The 14,220-nt window shown below is 37.1% G+C and carries 17 protein-coding genes and 1 pseudogene; 2 read left to right on the top strand and 16 right to left on the bottom strand.

What is annotated here, in order from left to right; all coding sequences use genetic code 11:
* The 16 genes and pseudogenes from F3H01_RS09435 to F3H01_RS04700 form a co-directional block, all read right to left on the bottom strand.
* Window positions 1-78: pseudogene (locus tag F3H01_RS09435) on the bottom strand (tRNA (guanosine(37)-N1)-methyltransferase TrmD); the annotation flags it as partial.
* Window positions 75-605: a ribosome maturation factor RimM gene (gene rimM / locus F3H01_RS04770; RefSeq protein ID WP_149725022.1), complete on the bottom strand. Its 531-nt coding sequence runs from the start codon at window positions 603-605 to the stop codon at window positions 75-77. The gene rimM and the pseudogene F3H01_RS09435, both read right to left, overlap by 4 nt.
* Window positions 598-840: a KH domain-containing protein gene (locus F3H01_RS04765; RefSeq protein ID WP_072594183.1), complete on the bottom strand. Its 243-nt coding sequence runs from the start codon at window positions 838-840 to the stop codon at window positions 598-600. The genes rimM and F3H01_RS04765 overlap by 8 nt, the downstream gene beginning before the upstream one ends.
* Entirely contained in the window at window positions 840-1,067 is a 228-nt protein-coding gene (rpsP, locus tag F3H01_RS04760; protein ID WP_149725021.1) for a 30S ribosomal protein S16, read from the bottom strand. The genes F3H01_RS04765 and rpsP overlap by 1 nt, the downstream gene beginning before the upstream one ends.
* A gap of 72 nt (window positions 1,068-1,139) precedes the next feature.
* Window positions 1,140-2,480, bottom strand: coding sequence for a signal recognition particle protein (gene ffh, locus F3H01_RS04755; RefSeq protein ID WP_149725020.1), 1,341 nt, complete (start codon window positions 2,478-2,480; stop codon window positions 1,140-1,142).
* Window positions 2,481-2,542: 62 nt separating this feature from the next.
* A complete protein-coding gene (locus tag F3H01_RS04750; protein WP_149725019.1) occupies window positions 2,543-3,301 on the bottom strand; it encodes an RluA family pseudouridine synthase in 759 nt (252 codons plus the stop codon).
* Entirely contained in the window at window positions 3,298-4,434 is a 1,137-nt protein-coding gene (gene waaA / locus F3H01_RS04745) for a lipid IV(A) 3-deoxy-D-manno-octulosonic acid transferase (RefSeq protein WP_149725018.1), read from the bottom strand. The genes F3H01_RS04750 and waaA overlap by 4 nt, the downstream gene beginning before the upstream one ends.
* A gap of 8 nt (window positions 4,435-4,442) precedes the next feature.
* Window positions 4,443-5,150 (bottom strand): zinc ribbon domain-containing protein, encoded by a 708-nt coding sequence (locus F3H01_RS04740; RefSeq protein WP_149714976.1) that lies wholly within the window; start codon window positions 5,148-5,150, stop codon window positions 4,443-4,445.
* A 17-nt stretch (window positions 5,151-5,167) separates the two neighbouring features.
* Window positions 5,168-5,890 (bottom strand): Nif3-like dinuclear metal center hexameric protein, encoded by a 723-nt coding sequence (locus tag F3H01_RS04735; protein ID WP_149725017.1) that lies wholly within the window; start codon window positions 5,888-5,890, stop codon window positions 5,168-5,170.
* A 6-nt stretch (window positions 5,891-5,896) separates the two neighbouring features.
* Window positions 5,897-6,757, bottom strand: a complete 861-nt coding sequence (gene glyQ, locus F3H01_RS04730; protein WP_149714974.1) for a glycine--tRNA ligase subunit alpha — start codon at window positions 6,755-6,757, stop codon at window positions 5,897-5,899.
* 18 nt (window positions 6,758-6,775) lie between these two features.
* Window positions 6,776-8,314, bottom strand: coding sequence for an AbgT family transporter (locus F3H01_RS04725; protein WP_149725016.1), 1,539 nt, complete (start codon window positions 8,312-8,314; stop codon window positions 6,776-6,778).
* A 5-nt stretch (window positions 8,315-8,319) separates the two neighbouring features.
* The gene (locus F3H01_RS04720) at window positions 8,320-8,739 is read right to left on the bottom strand and encodes a GyrI-like domain-containing protein (RefSeq protein WP_149725015.1); all 420 of its coding nucleotides are present in this window, start codon (window positions 8,737-8,739) and stop codon (window positions 8,320-8,322) included.
* A 3-nt stretch (window positions 8,740-8,742) separates the two neighbouring features.
* Window positions 8,743-9,216, bottom strand: a complete 474-nt coding sequence (locus F3H01_RS04715; RefSeq protein WP_072594175.1) for a DUF3972 domain-containing protein — start codon at window positions 9,214-9,216, stop codon at window positions 8,743-8,745.
* 12 nt (window positions 9,217-9,228) lie between these two features.
* On the bottom strand, window positions 9,229-9,723 hold the full coding sequence (gene purE, locus F3H01_RS04710; protein ID WP_072594174.1) for a 5-(carboxyamino)imidazole ribonucleotide mutase: 495 nt from the start codon (window positions 9,721-9,723) through the stop codon (window positions 9,229-9,231).
* Window positions 9,720-10,979 carry a peptidase U32 family protein gene (locus F3H01_RS04705; RefSeq protein WP_149725014.1) on the bottom strand — a complete coding sequence of 420 codons (1,260 nt, stop codon included), beginning with the start codon at window positions 10,977-10,979 and terminating at the stop codon, window positions 9,720-9,722. Before F3H01_RS04705 ends, purE begins: the two co-directional genes overlap by 4 nt.
* Window positions 10,979-11,737: a chemotaxis protein gene (locus tag F3H01_RS04700; protein WP_149725013.1), complete on the bottom strand. Its 759-nt coding sequence runs from the start codon at window positions 11,735-11,737 to the stop codon at window positions 10,979-10,981. The genes F3H01_RS04705 and F3H01_RS04700 overlap by 1 nt, the downstream gene beginning before the upstream one ends.
* Window positions 11,738-11,872: 135 nt before the next feature.
* On the opposite strand from F3H01_RS04700, the gene F3H01_RS04695 reads away from it, so the two are divergent.
* The gene (locus F3H01_RS04695; RefSeq protein ID WP_149725012.1) at window positions 11,873-12,652 is read left to right on the top strand and encodes a histidinol-phosphatase; all 780 of its coding nucleotides are present in this window, start codon (window positions 11,873-11,875) and stop codon (window positions 12,650-12,652) included.
* 88 nt (window positions 12,653-12,740) lie between these two features.
* The gene (glnA, locus tag F3H01_RS04690) at window positions 12,741-14,171 is read left to right on the top strand and encodes a type I glutamate--ammonia ligase (RefSeq protein WP_149725011.1); all 1,431 of its coding nucleotides are present in this window, start codon (window positions 12,741-12,743) and stop codon (window positions 14,169-14,171) included.
* Window positions 14,172-14,220 lie beyond the last annotated feature (49 nt).

Here is a 14,220-nt window from a genome sequence, read left to right as displayed (position 1 = left end):
AATTGCACGTTTTAAAATGGAATCAAAAAAATAAGGTTTGACTAAATTTTCAAAAAGTGTAATAAACGTAAATTTCATGAATTTTCTAAAATGGCTCTAGCACCTTTTACCAAAATCTCTTCATTGTCTAAATTTACACTCATAATAAAATGCTCTAAATATGGAATGTAAAAATTCTTTGGTTTACCACCTAAGGTAAGCTCTTCATCAGTTTTTATGTATAAAAGTGAATTTGCAAAATTATCTTGGATATCTTCTACAATACCCAAAATTTCACCATTTTCTATAACTTTTAAGCCGATAATATCAAACTGAAAAAATTCATTTTTTTTTAATTTGCAGTTTTTTCTAGTGAGCTCTTTTGTGGTATATATAGTTCTATTTACAAGCGCTTTAGCAAGATCTAAGTCATCAAAATTTTCAAACAAAACCAGTTCTTTTTGTCTATTGTAGTCTTTTATAGTCAGCTGATCATTGTTTTTGTCAAAAAAGGTTGCACCTTTTTTAAACTGTTCTGGGAAGTCGCTCTTATTGTGAAGCTTTAAGTAGCCCTTTAAACCAACACATCTTCCGATGGTAGCGACTTCAACAATATCACTATTCAATAGCTTTTACCGTTACTCTATAGCTTGTATTGTCTTTAGCTTTGCAACCAATAATAACGGTCTTTATAGCGTTTATCATTTTGCCATCTTTACCGATAAGTTTTCCTGTATCAACCTTGTCGGCACTTATAATTATCTCAGCAAAATTTTCACCAAGTTCCTGACGATCAACACTTACTTTATCAGGAAAATCGGCAATCAACTTGGCATATTCGTATAAAAAATTTTTAACCATTATTTTGTAATTTGTGCAACTCTATCGCTAAGTTTAGCACCAACGCTTTTCCAGTAATCTAATCTCTCTTTGTCGAAATTTATAACATTTGGCTCAACCATAGGATTGTAATAGCCAACACTTTCTATCCAGCCACTATCACGTCTTTTTCTGCTATCTGTAACAACTATACGATAAAAAGGTCTTTTCTTACGTCCCATTCTTGTTAGTCTTACTACTGTTGCCATATTATATTTCTCCTCTTGTTTTTAAATAAAGTTTAAATTTGGATAACAAATATCCAAATTTAAACCCTTTTATCAAACAGGTCTTTTAAAATTTGCTTGAGAAAGCATATTTGCAAGTCCTTTTGCTCCACCTTTTCCTGAAAATTTCTTAGCAAGTTTTGAGGCATTTTCAAACTGCTTTAAAAATCGATTTACCTCTATCTGAGAAAGTCCAGAACCAGCCGCTAAACGTCTTTTTCTACTATTATTCAAAAGTTCAGGATTTTCACGCTCTTTTTGCGTCATAGAGTTTATCATAGCTTTAATATGTAAAATTTCTTTTGAATTATCAAGGTCTATATCTTTTATCTGATTTGCTATATTTGAAAGACCAGGTATCATCCCCATCAAAGACTTCATACTGCCAAGCTTTTTAACACTCTCCATCTGATCTAGAAAGTCATTAAAGTTAAACTGACCTTTTTTTATCTTTTGATTTAGACGTTTTGCCTCTTTCTCATCTATAATAGTTGATGTTTTCTCTACCAAAGTGGCCAAATCACCCTCACCCATTATACGGCTTACAATGCGGTCTGGTATAAAACTCTCGATATCAGCTACTTTCTCGCCAGTGCCGACAAATCTAAGCGGTATATTTAGCTGTTTTGCGATGCTAATAGCTACGCCACCCTTTGAATCAGAGTCAAATTTAGAAAGGATAACTCCAGAAATTCCCAAAATTTCATTAAAACTCGTAGCTGTTTTTACAGCGTCTTGTCCGCCCATAGCATCAGCTACGTAAAAAATTTCATGTGGATTTATCACATTTTTTACATCTTTTATCTCTTGCATCAACTTTTCATCGATCGCAAGACGACCAGCGGTATCCACTAAAAGAACGTCATAAAGACCACTTTTTGCTTTTTCTAGTGCTTCTTTTGCTACTTTTATAGGGTTGTTTTCATTTTCTATATAAAAAAGATCGATCTCATTTGCAACGCAGAGCTGTCTTAGCTGCTCAACCGCTGCTAATCTTTGCAAGTCGCAAGCCGCAACTAAAACTTTTTTCTTTCTTAATTTTAGATAGTTTGCAAGCTTGATAGTTGTCGTTGTTTTACCGCTACCTTGTAAGCCAGCCATCAAAACAATGGTTGGCGCAACTGGCGCATAGACAAATCCTTGGTTACCAGGAGCTGTTAAGATAGTAGTCAAATTTGACTTGATTGCATCTAGGAAATTCTTTTGACCAACGCCAGTTTGCTTTAGTTCGCTTTCGATAGATGCGAGTAGATCTTTGGTGACTTTGTGGTGAACATCAGCTTTTAAAAGAGCTTTTTTGAGCACGTCAAGTGCGTTTTTTAGAGCTTTTTCATCATCTACAAAACGTATCTTGCTAACGGCTAATCTAAAAGACTCGCTAATTTGTTCGAACACTAATCACCTTTCTAAGTTGTTATTAAAGGGCGTATATTACTAAATAATTTCTTTATTGCTCTTTAAATTTCAAATTTATTAGATAGCTCAAATCCAAGAGAGTTAAATTCTCTTGGGATCGACGCTTTAAATTTATAGTCTAAAAGAGCGATAGAATAGGCATGCAAAAACATTCTATTTGCCCTATTTTTGCCGTATTTCTCATCGCCAACGATAGGTAAATTTAAACTAGCCAAATGCACTCTTATCTGATGCGTCCTGCCTGTTTTTATGGCAACTTTTACAAGCGTTTTTTTGCCAACGACCATGAGCGGTGAAATTTCACTGATCGCCTCTTTGCCATCTTTTGATATCTTTGAGAAGGCGCCATTTTTATTTTTTATCGTTAAGATCGGCTCATTTACGACCACCTCCTCGCTCATGATGCCCCTAACTGCGGCCACGTAAATTTTCTCAACCTTCATCTTTTTAAACTCATTTATGGCAAGGCTCGCAAATTCGTCATTTTTTACAAGAAGCAGCACGCCGCTCGTGTCTTTATCGAGCCTGTGAAGGAGTGGAAATTTATAAATTTGACTGATTTTTTCGCTAGTTATGGCAGCTGGTTTGTTAATGGCTATTAAATTTTCATCTTCAAAGATAACACTTGGCTTTGGCATCTCTTCGACGTTAAATTTAGTATTTTCGCTCATTAGCGCACGAGCGATCATCACCTTTTGCCCCTTGGCATAGACCAACCCGCTATCGATTAGCTCCTTTGCCTCGTTGTTTGAGATGTTTTTTTGCTTGGCTAAAATTTTATACGCTTTTTCTTCACTCATAAAGTGCTCCTTATATCTTCTATGATCGCATCAGCGCTGGCCTGCACGGCGATCTTGCTCTTTTTAGCATCATTACCCATTATGCCACCTATTTCGCTAGCCTTTGCGAAATAAATGTTTTCAACTAAGCTAAATAATGCCTTTTGGTTAAATATAAACTCGCCACTTATTATCACTGGGTTAAATTGTGCGCACTCGATTGGATTATGCCCACCGATATTTGGTACAAAACTGCCTCCAAGCACTACTATATCGCTAATAGCATAGACATTTACAAGCTCGCCTAAAGTATCAAGCAAATTTACTTTAGCTTCAAATTTATATGATTGGCTAAATTCAGCAAAGCTAAAGCCATACTTTTTAGCGTACTCGCTCGCTAGCTTCTTCACCTCTGCAAATCTCTCAGGATGGCGTGGCGCGATAATTAATAGATCGTTTTCTTTTAAATTTAAATTATCTAAAATCATCTCTTCTTCGCCTATATGTGTGCTTGCTAATACGATCACTCTAGCTTTTGGCTTTTCATAAACTCTACTCACGCTTGGCAAAAACGCGGCTTTTATGTTGCCAACGACCTCTATCTCACCTGCTCCTAGCGTTTTTAGCCGTTCTTTATCAAGCTCGCTTTGGGCATAAATTTTATCTATAAATTTAAAAAGATATTTGTAAAAAAAGCCAAATTTTAAGTAACTTTTATAGCTTCTATCTGAAATTCTAGCGTTTATTAGTATCACGCGGCTACCTTTTAGCTTTGCCATGAAAACTAGCATAAGCCAAAGCTCAGCCTCAAAAATGACTAAAATTTTGCTCTTTTTTAACCAAAATGGCAAGAAAATTTCAAATGGCAAAAATCTTGTGTTAGCACAAATTTTACTTGCCGCTTCAAAGCCTGTATTTGTCACCACACTTATGGCTTTGCTGTTAAATTTTTGCATCAAAGGCTTAAGCGCTTGCACCTCGCCAAATGAGCAAGCGTGAAAATGCACATCTGCATCTTTAAATTTAGGATTATTAAAGAGAAAGAAACGTGCTGGGATCGATCTATGATATTTTTTTTTGAAACTTAATAAAAGTAGAAAAATAGCCCCAAAAAAATAGAGTATTGAGGCTAAAAAATAATATATTATTATCACGAAACGTGTTATTGCTCTTGTTTATACAAAATTCTGCCACAATGCGGGCAAGTAACGATATCTTCGCCTTTTACAACCGCAGAGAAAGTTTTATCATTTATCTGCATAAAGCAGCCATAACAAGCTTGTTTTTTAACAGGCACAACTGCTGTGTTGTGAGCCCATTTTCTTATTTTTTCATAAAATGCTAGGATTTTTTGGTTCATCGCAGCGACAAGTTTATCTTTTTTAGCATAAACTTCTTCACGTTCTTTCCCAATATTTTCAAGTTCAGATGAAGTTTTGCTTTTTATATTTTTTAAATTCTCTTCAAGTTCAGCTTTTTTTGCACCAAGCTCATCTTTTTGACTATTTTTACTATCTATTAGCTTCTCAAGTCTAGCGATCTCTTCATTTGCAGCCTCAAGTTGCTCTTTCGCAATATCTTCTTCAAGACTTAGAGCTTTTATCTCCTTTTCGCTTTTTGCACTTGAGCTTTTTTTAGCTACATCTTTTATCTTTGCGCTAAACTCGGCAATATGAGCATTTGTGCCTGATTTTTGAGACTTTAAGTCATTTACCTCTTCATCTAGTCTTTCTATATTAACCGTTATAGTTTCGCACTCTTCTTCTATATTTTTATAAGCCTTTTCTATATCCTGAATGCGTGGTGTAAAGCCATCTATTTGTTTATCAAGCTCAGATAATTCAACTAATTGTTGTAAGTATTTATTCATAATGTTTCCTTTTTTTGTTAGCAATATGTAAATGGATTTTTAGAATTGCGTATTATAACTTCAATTTTCAGATTTTGCAAATATTTTGCTAAAAAATCACCAAAACAACGTTCACTTTCATAGTGATTTATATCGATTAAATTTAGCCCATTTTCCTTTGCATAAAGGGCTTGGTGATATTTTAGATCACCCGTTAAAAAGACGTCTGCTTTGATATCTTGAATAAGATCTGCGCCACTTCCAGTGCAGATACAAATTTTAGAAATTTCATCTTTTGCATGAGCCACTCTTAAATTTTCTAGCCCAAGTTTTTCTTTTACAAATTTGCAAAGCTTGCTAAATTTCATCTTCACATCAGCGTAGATCAAAAAACCCTCTTTGCTTGAAATTTCTAGCCCCAAAACCTGCGTTACAAATTTTTCATTTAAAAATGCAAGGTCAGCATTTGTGTGAAGCGAGATGAGCGAGATATTTTTTATCATCATCTCTCTTATGAGTGAGCTTGGATAAAGGCTGTAGTCCAGGCTCTTTAGCCCCTTAAAAATGAGTGGATGGTGAGTGATAATGAGCGAATTTGGCAAGACATTTTGCAAAAGTTCGCTATCTAAATCAAGGCTTAGATAAATTCGCTCAAATTCGCTATCAAATGAGCCAACTTGTAGGCCACTATTATCCCAAGGCTCTTGGCTCGCAAACGGGCAAATTTCATCTAAAATTTTATAAATTTCAGCTATTTTCATCAAATTTTACTTTTGCTCTAGGCTCTCTTTATAAGTTAGCGCACACTCTTTGGCCAGCTCGCGGATTTTTAGGATGTAATCTTGCCTTTGCGTTACACTAATCGCCCCACGCGCATCAAGGACGTTAAATGTGTGAGCCGCAAGCATGCAGTAGTCGTAAGCTGGCAGTGAAATTTTAGCCTCTAAGCAACGCTTGCACTCGTTAAATGCGTTTTCAAACTGGTTAAAAAGCATATCAACATTTGCTACTTCAAAGTTATATTTACTCCACTCATACTCGCCTTGTTTGTGCACATCGGCGTAGGTTACGATGTTGCCATTAGAGTCGTCCCAAACTATGTCGTAGACGCTATTTACATCTTGCAGATACATAGCTAAGCGCTCAAGACCGTATGTTATCTCGCCAGAGACCAGCTCACAAGCGATACCGCCAACTTGTTGAAAATAGGTAAACTGCGTCACTTCCATTCCATCTAGCCAGACCTCCCAGCCAAGCCCCCAAGCGCCCAGAGTCGGGCTCTCCCAGTTGTCCTCAACGAAGCGGATATCATGATCTTTTAAATTTAACCCAAGCTTTTCAAGACTTTTTAGATAAAGCTCTTGGATATTTTCTGGGCTTGGTTTTATAAGCACCTGAAACTGATAATAAGCACCCAGGCGGTTTGGGTTTTCGCCGTATCTGCCATCAGTCGGACGGCGGCTTGGAGCTACGTATGCAGTCGCCCACGGCTTTGGTCCGAGGCTTCTTAAAAATGTCGCTTGGTGATATGTTCCAGCACCAGCAGGCATGTCGTATGGCTGAAGTATAACGCAACCTTGCTCTTGCCAATAGTTTTGAAGGGTTAATATTATTTGTGAAAATGTCATTGCTTTCCTTTTAAAATTTTACTTTACATAGTGTATAACTGCACCAGGTCCTAGCGGTAGATCAAAAATGTACCAAAATGACATTAGTGCTGTCCAAGAAATTAAAAATGCAACCGTATAAGGAAGCATAATAGAAACTACTGATCCGATTTTTAACTCTTTATTGTATTTTTGCATAAAAGCTACTATCAAAACAAAAAACGGCATCAAAGGCGTTATTATATTTGTAGTAGAGTCGCCTATTCTAAAAGCAGCCTGTGTAAGCTCTGGCGAGAGTCCAAGATTCATAAACATTGGTACAAAAATTGGAGCCATCATCGCCCACTTTGCAGAATCAACAGCTATAAATAAATTTATAAAAGCGATCAAGAAAATAAAAACTATAATAAGGCTAAGTCCAGTTAATCCAATCTCTTTTAGAAAAATAGAACCTTTTATAGAAAGCACTAGCCCAATATTTGAGGTATTAAAAAGATATGTAAACTGAGCTGCAAAAAATATCAAAACCAAAAATCCTGATAGCTCAGAAATAGATTGTTCCATAAATTTTATGGCGTCATTACTACTTTTTATAGTCCTAGCACCTACACCGTAAGCTACACCTACCACTATAAAAAGTAACATCATAAAAACAACAATAGAATGCATAAAAGTAGACTTCATAAAGCTTTCATTGCCTTTTGCTCCGAATAAAGAGCCTGAAGGCAAAATAGTCACAAGCAATAAAATCACAAAAACAATCAACGCTATTAGTGAAAATTTTAAGCCACGTTTTTGCTCTGCACTTATCTCGCTATGCTCTTTTAGACTAAAATCACCTAAAAAATCAAATTTGCCAAGCCTAGGCTCTACAATTTTATCCGTTACAAACCAGCCAACAAATACGATCAAAAATGTCGAAGCGATCATAAAGTACCAATTTGCAGTTGCTAATACCACATAATCCGGATTTAGTACGCTAGCTGCTTGCATAGAAAATGCCGCAAACATCGGGTCATTTGTACCGATTAATAAATTTGCCGACCAGCCGCCGCTAACACCAGCAAAAGCAGCAGCTAATCCAGCAATTGGATGGCGACCAAATCCAGCAAATAAAATAGCTCCAAGCGGGATTAGCACAACATAGCCAACCGAGGAAGCAACATTTGACATTACACCAAGGAAAATAACGATTGGAGTTACCCATATTTTGGAAGATTTTAAGGCAATCTTTGTCATAAGTGCTGACAAAAATCCAGACTTGTCTGCAATACCAATGCCTAGGATAATCGCAAAGACTACTCCTAAAGGATAAAAATTAGTAAAATTTTTAAGCACAGACGAAACAAAAGATCTAAGACTATCAGCAGAAAGCAAATTTATAACATTTGCATTAAGCTGTGATATTTGTCCGTCTTTGATAGCCTGATAGCTTACGCCAACGCCCATCTTTTCTAATACAAACGATATTATTATCGTAATAATCGAAAGATATATAAAAAGCATAGTTGGATTCGGTAATTTGTTACCAAAATTTTCGATAAAACTTAAGATTGAACTATTGTTTTTTTTATTCATTTTTTCTAACCTAAAATAGAAATATACATTTTTATCTCGTAGCTGCTGTAAAGCTCAAAGTCCGTTTCATAGGCTCTTTTTAGCTCACTACTTTCAAAATATCTCCAAATTTCATCCCAAAATTTTGCTACGTTTTGTGGCTCTCTTGCAAAACTAAAAACGGCGTATTTGCCACTTTTTATCTCTAAATTTTCATCACTTTTGTGGCTTGATCTTGTGCCGATGAAGTTATCGTAATGTCCGTTAAGATCGCTTTCATAGTTGCAGTAAACGCTATAAATTTCACTCTTGCCATCATAGTGCTCACTCATAAATTTAGACCATAGAGCTGGAATTTTACCCTTGCCACCTATCTCATCTTCATTTTTAGTGCGAGTTTTTACTCCGTAAATTTCAAAGCTTTCCTCTAAATTTATAATCTTCATAAACTACTTCTGTCCGTTAAAATTTTCAACCGCTTGGTTCCACATGAGCTTGTATTTTCGTTTTAGAAATTCAACTTCATCTTGTGAAATTTTAAGCTGTTTTGTAAGCGTTTCGACCGTTTTTCTATCTTCGTCATAGAGCTCTTGCATAGAAATAAGCGCCTCTTTTAAAAATTTATTCTCATTTCTTAGGGTTTCAAGCGTCTCATCCTTTGCGTCAAGCACCTTTTCGTGTAAATTTAATATCGTTCCAATCGTCTTTTCAACAAAGCTGATACCATCTTGGCTTTGCGGCTGCATAGATAAATTTTGCGAAACACTAGGCACCACGCTCATCGTTCCTTCGCTCGCTTCTATCAAAATTTCTCCATTTTCCTCTTTGGTTTTCAAAACGCCACGATTTATCATATCTTCGATAACTTCACGCTCCAAGTGCACAAGTTTGCAAAATTCATCAACTCCAAGATAGGTCTGCACCGCTTCTCCTTTTTACAGTATCACTTCAACCTTTGAAGAGTCTTCCTCTAAAGCCTTTATCTTCGCCTCTCTGTCAGCTTTTAGAGCACTTGCTAGACTATCATCTTCAAGGGCTAAAATTTGCACCGCAAGATAGGCCGCATTTATCGCTCCAGCTTTTCCGATAGCTAAGGTTGCCACTGGCATGCCACTTGGCATTTGCACAGTTGAGTAAAGTGCGTCAACACCGCTAAGGGCCGAACCTGCCATTGGTATGCCGATCACTGGTTTTGTTGTATTTGCAGCAATCGCACCAGCTAGGTGAGCCGCCATACCAGCAGCTGCAATAAAGACCTTTGCACCCTTTTTCTCAGCATTTGCGACGTACTCACTAGTTCTTTTTGGACTTCTGTGGGCTGAGCTGATTATCAGTTCATATTTTACGCCAAATTTTTCAAGAGTTTTTGCCACCTCGCTAACGATCTCATAGTCACTTTTACTTCCCATTATAATAGAAATAAATTTCATATTTTCTCCCTTAAAAAGCTAAATTTTGGTAGCTTAACACCAAGGCTTATCTCATTTTCATTGCCGCTATGAATTTCACTCATAATCTTGCCTTTTTTGGTGATGAGCTGCTTAAATTTGATAAATTTCTTGCCCTCTTGTGAATAAACCTTTGAGATTTCATTTTCACTATCTTCTATAACCGATCCAGTAGGAGCCACGATCTCGTAGCTATTGCCTGGAAAAATTTTATATTTACACTTAAAAAATTCTCCATCTTTGCTTATTGCATTTACCTGATGTGTGCCCTCTTCTAGGCTGCTAACATGATTTTGTGTATCTATTCTCTCATAAGGCCTATGCACCAAGTAGCCATCCGTAAAGCCACGATTTTTCAGCGTATTTATTTCGTTTTCATAAATTTGCGCGTCAAATTTATCATCCATGGCATCATCTATCGCCATTTTATAGGCTCTTGCTGTGCAGGCTGCATAATACTCGCTCTTTGTGCGACCTTCTATTTTTAGGCTATCAATAACGCCGCTATCAACGATCTCTTTGATGTGAGATATGAGGCAAAGATCTTTTGAATTCATAATATGAGTGCCATTTTCATCCTCTTCTAAGCGGAAAAGCACGCCACTCTCTTCGTTTTTAGCGTAAAGTTCATACTTAAACCTGCAGTCGTTGGCACAGCTGCCGCGATTTGACATGCGTCCGCTTTGCACTGAGCTTACTAAGCACCTACCAGAATAAGCAAAGCACATTGAGCCATGTACAAAAATTTCAATGTCAAGAGTTGGAATTTCTTCTTTTATCTTTATGACATCTTTTAAATTCATTTCGCGTGCTACGACGATACGTTTTGCGCCCATATCGTGATAAATTTTTGCATCAAGCACGTTCATGACATTTGCCTGAGTTGAGAGATGTATCTCGATATCAGGAGCGATGGCTTTTGCTAGACTCATGACTCCTGGAGTTGCGATAATAAAAGCATCTGGCTTCATCGCCGAGATAGTCTGCAAGTGCCTTTTTAGTGGCTCGATCTGAGAGTTAAAAGGGAAGGCATTTATGGTCGCATAAAATTTCTTTCCCTTTGCATGTGTGTAGTCTATCGCCTCTTTGAATGTTTCAAGGTTAAACTCCCTTGCTGATCTAGTCCTTAGTGAAAAGCTAGCCACCGAGCCATAAACAGCATCAGCTCCATACTCAAGGGCGATTTTAAGTTTTGTTAAATTTCCAGCTGGAGATAAAAGCTCAGGCCTTTTTAGCACTATTTTTTACCCAAACTTTCTATCAAGGCTTCGATATCGTCGTTGCTGACAAGATTTTCAGTCGTTGTATCACCAGCGATGTGAACAGCAGAGCTAACACGCTTATCATCATCAATTTTACCTTCAAACAAGGTATTCATATATTTACTTAGCGCTCTCATAACATTGATAACACGCTCGATCTTTTGTCTATGAATGTCTTGATACTGCATCATATCCATAGCCATCATGATCTCATCTTGTCCCATTTGTAAATTTCCGATGATATTATCTATCGTGCCAAGAAGCGAGTTGTTTTTCTCCAAGGCCTCACTAAATGCAGCGATATTTGGAAATTTCTCACTTAGCGTCGTAAATAGTTCAATGTTTGAGTTTATCGCATCTTTTAGGCTATTTGAGTCGCTCTCAGCGTCCATAAAAAAGTTATTTATCGTCTCAAGCTTATCAAACATCTGAGTAGCTTTTTCTTCGCTATCTCTTGTTACATCATCAAGCTGATGAACCATTTTGTGATCTTCCGTTGGTGGTGGTGGTGGCCAAACGCCATCTGCACTTACTCTGTAGTTTTCCGCATTCTTTGAATTACTTTCTGATTTTGACTGTAGCTCATCTTTAGTATCAATTGCTTCTGCAACTTCTGTTACCTCGTCCGTATCCTCTTTGACGTCCGCAACCTCTTGGCCAGCATCTTCTTTAGCATTATCTAACTCATCATCTAGCCCACCTGCCATAAGTGCGTCAAGTTCCTCTTGGGTCATAAAAGCTCCTAATAAAATTTGGCTTGATTATATAGGATTTAAATAAAAAGTAAGTTTAAAGGCAATGCTTTTATCTTTAAATTTATAAATTTTTAGATAGCATTTTTAAAAATAAACAACCTTAAAAGGCTAAAAATGACCGTCGATCTTCACAACCACACGCCACTTTGCAAACACGCAGTTGGCGAACCAAGAGAGTATGTACAAAACGCAATCAAAGCTGGCACAAAATACTTTGGTTTTAGCGATCACGCGCCGATGAACTACGATGAAGCTTACAGAATGAGCTTTGATGAAATGCAAGGATATGAAGATGAAATTTTACGTTTAAGAGATGAATTTAGCAGTGAGATAGAAATTTTACTTGGCTATGAGATGGATTTTTTAGATGGATTTATGGATGAGCGAGTTTTTGCTAGAAAAGTTGATTATCTAATAGGCTCTGTGCATTTTTTTAATGGCTGGGCATTTGACAATCCAGAATTTATCGGTGGCTACGAGGGCAAAGACTTGGATCAAATTTGGCAAGAGTATTTTGATCATGTAGAAAGATCAGCCAAGCTTGGCAAATTTGACATTATGGGGCATATCGATCTTTTAAAGCTTTTTAAATTTTTACCAAAAAAGGATGTTAGGATTTTAGCTAAAAATGCAGTAAATGCGATAAAAGAAGCAAATTTAGTTGTTGAGATAAATGCCGCTGGCTTTAGAAAACCTATCGGCGAGCAATATCCAAGCGTAAATTTACTTGAACTAATAGCTGAAAAAGATATAACCATCACCTTTGGCTCAGACGCTCACGCAAAAGAAGATATCGGTAAAAATGGTGAAATTTGCGAGCAAATAGCTAGAGATTTAGGTTATTCAAAATGTGCTATTTTTAAAAATAGAGATAGAGAATTAGTAAAATTTTAGATTGGGTTCAAATAAAATATAAATTTAATCTTAAATATTAGGTTTTATGATAGAATACGAAAAATTTAAAAATTAAAAGGAGAAAAAAGTGGGAAAATTCGTCCAAAATATAGATCATTTTTTTGATTTTTGTAAAGAAAATGAAGTCAAATTTGTAGATTTTAGATTTACTGATTTAGGTGGTGCTTGGCATAGCATTAGCTACAACATAAAAGCTGTTACGAAAGAAAATTTTATAAATGGTATCCCGATGGATGCTAGCTCTATGCATGGCTGGCAACCAATCGATAAGAGCGACATGATAATGAAGCCAGAAGCCACAACTGCATTTTTAGACCCATTTACTTCTGATATTACAGTCGTTGTTTTTTGCGATATTTACGACATTTACAAAGGTCAAATTTATGAGAAATGCCCTCGCTCAATAGCCAAAAGAGCAATGCAGTACGTAAAAGATAGCGGTCTTGGTGACGAGGCATACTTTGGCCCTGAGAATGAATTTTTTGTATTTGACAACGTTAAAATCATCGATAGTCCAAACTGCGCGATGTATCAAGTAGATAGCGAAGAAGGCGAGTGGAACGACGCTGCAGACTTCAAAGACAGCTACAACACAGGTCATCGCCCACGCAGAAAAGGCGGCTATTTGATGACTCAACCAATCGACAGCATGGTAGATCTAAGAGCCGAGATGATGCAAGTTCTAGAGCAAGTTGGTCTTGAAGTCTTTTTAGGACACCACGAAGTCGCTCAAGGACAAGGTGAGATCGGTGTAAAATTTGGTAACTTAGTTGAAGCCGCCGATAATGTTCAAATCTACAAATACGTCGTTCGCATGGTGGCTCACCTAAATGGCAAGACAGTTACGTTTATGCCAAAACCACTTTATGGCGACAACGGCAGTGGCATGCACGTGCATCAATCAGTCTGGAAAGATGGTAAAAATTTATTCTACAAAGAGGGTAACTACGCAAATTTAAGTGATTTTGCAAGATACTATATCGGTGGTGTTTTAAAACACGCAAGAAGCGTTGCAGCCTTTACTAACCCAAGCACAAACAGCTATAAACGCCTAATCCCTGGCTTTGAAGCACCGTCTATCCTAACATACTCTAGCCAAAACCGCTCAGCGAGCATCCGCATACCTTACGGCGCTGGCGAGAAGTCAGTTAGAGCCGAGATGAGATTTCCAGATAGCACAGCAAACCCTTATCTAGCCTTCTCAGCGATGCTAATGGCAGGACTTGACGGCGTCAAAAACAAATACGAGCCAGTTGGTCCGATGGATGAAAATTTATTTAAACTTCACCTAGATGAGATCAGAGAGCGTGGCATAGAGCAGCTTCCACACACACTTCGTGGTAGCCTTGAAGCGCTGATTCGCGATAATGAATACTTAAAGCCAATAATGACCGATCTTTTCATAGATACATATCAGCACTTCAAATTTGAAACTCAAGTTTGGCCTTACGAAGCACGTCCAACCGCTTATGAGTTTAAAACCTGCTTCTCTTGCTAATCTAAAATTTTGCCTTGGCACACATGCCAAGGCTTTTTATACCAAACAC

Source organism: Campylobacter concisus, assembly GCF_902460875.1.
In the GTDB taxonomy this organism is placed as follows: Bacteria; Campylobacterota; Campylobacteria; order Campylobacterales; family Campylobacteraceae; genus Campylobacter_A; species Campylobacter_A concisus_AA.
This window is presented reverse-complemented; position numbering and strand designations above follow the sequence as displayed.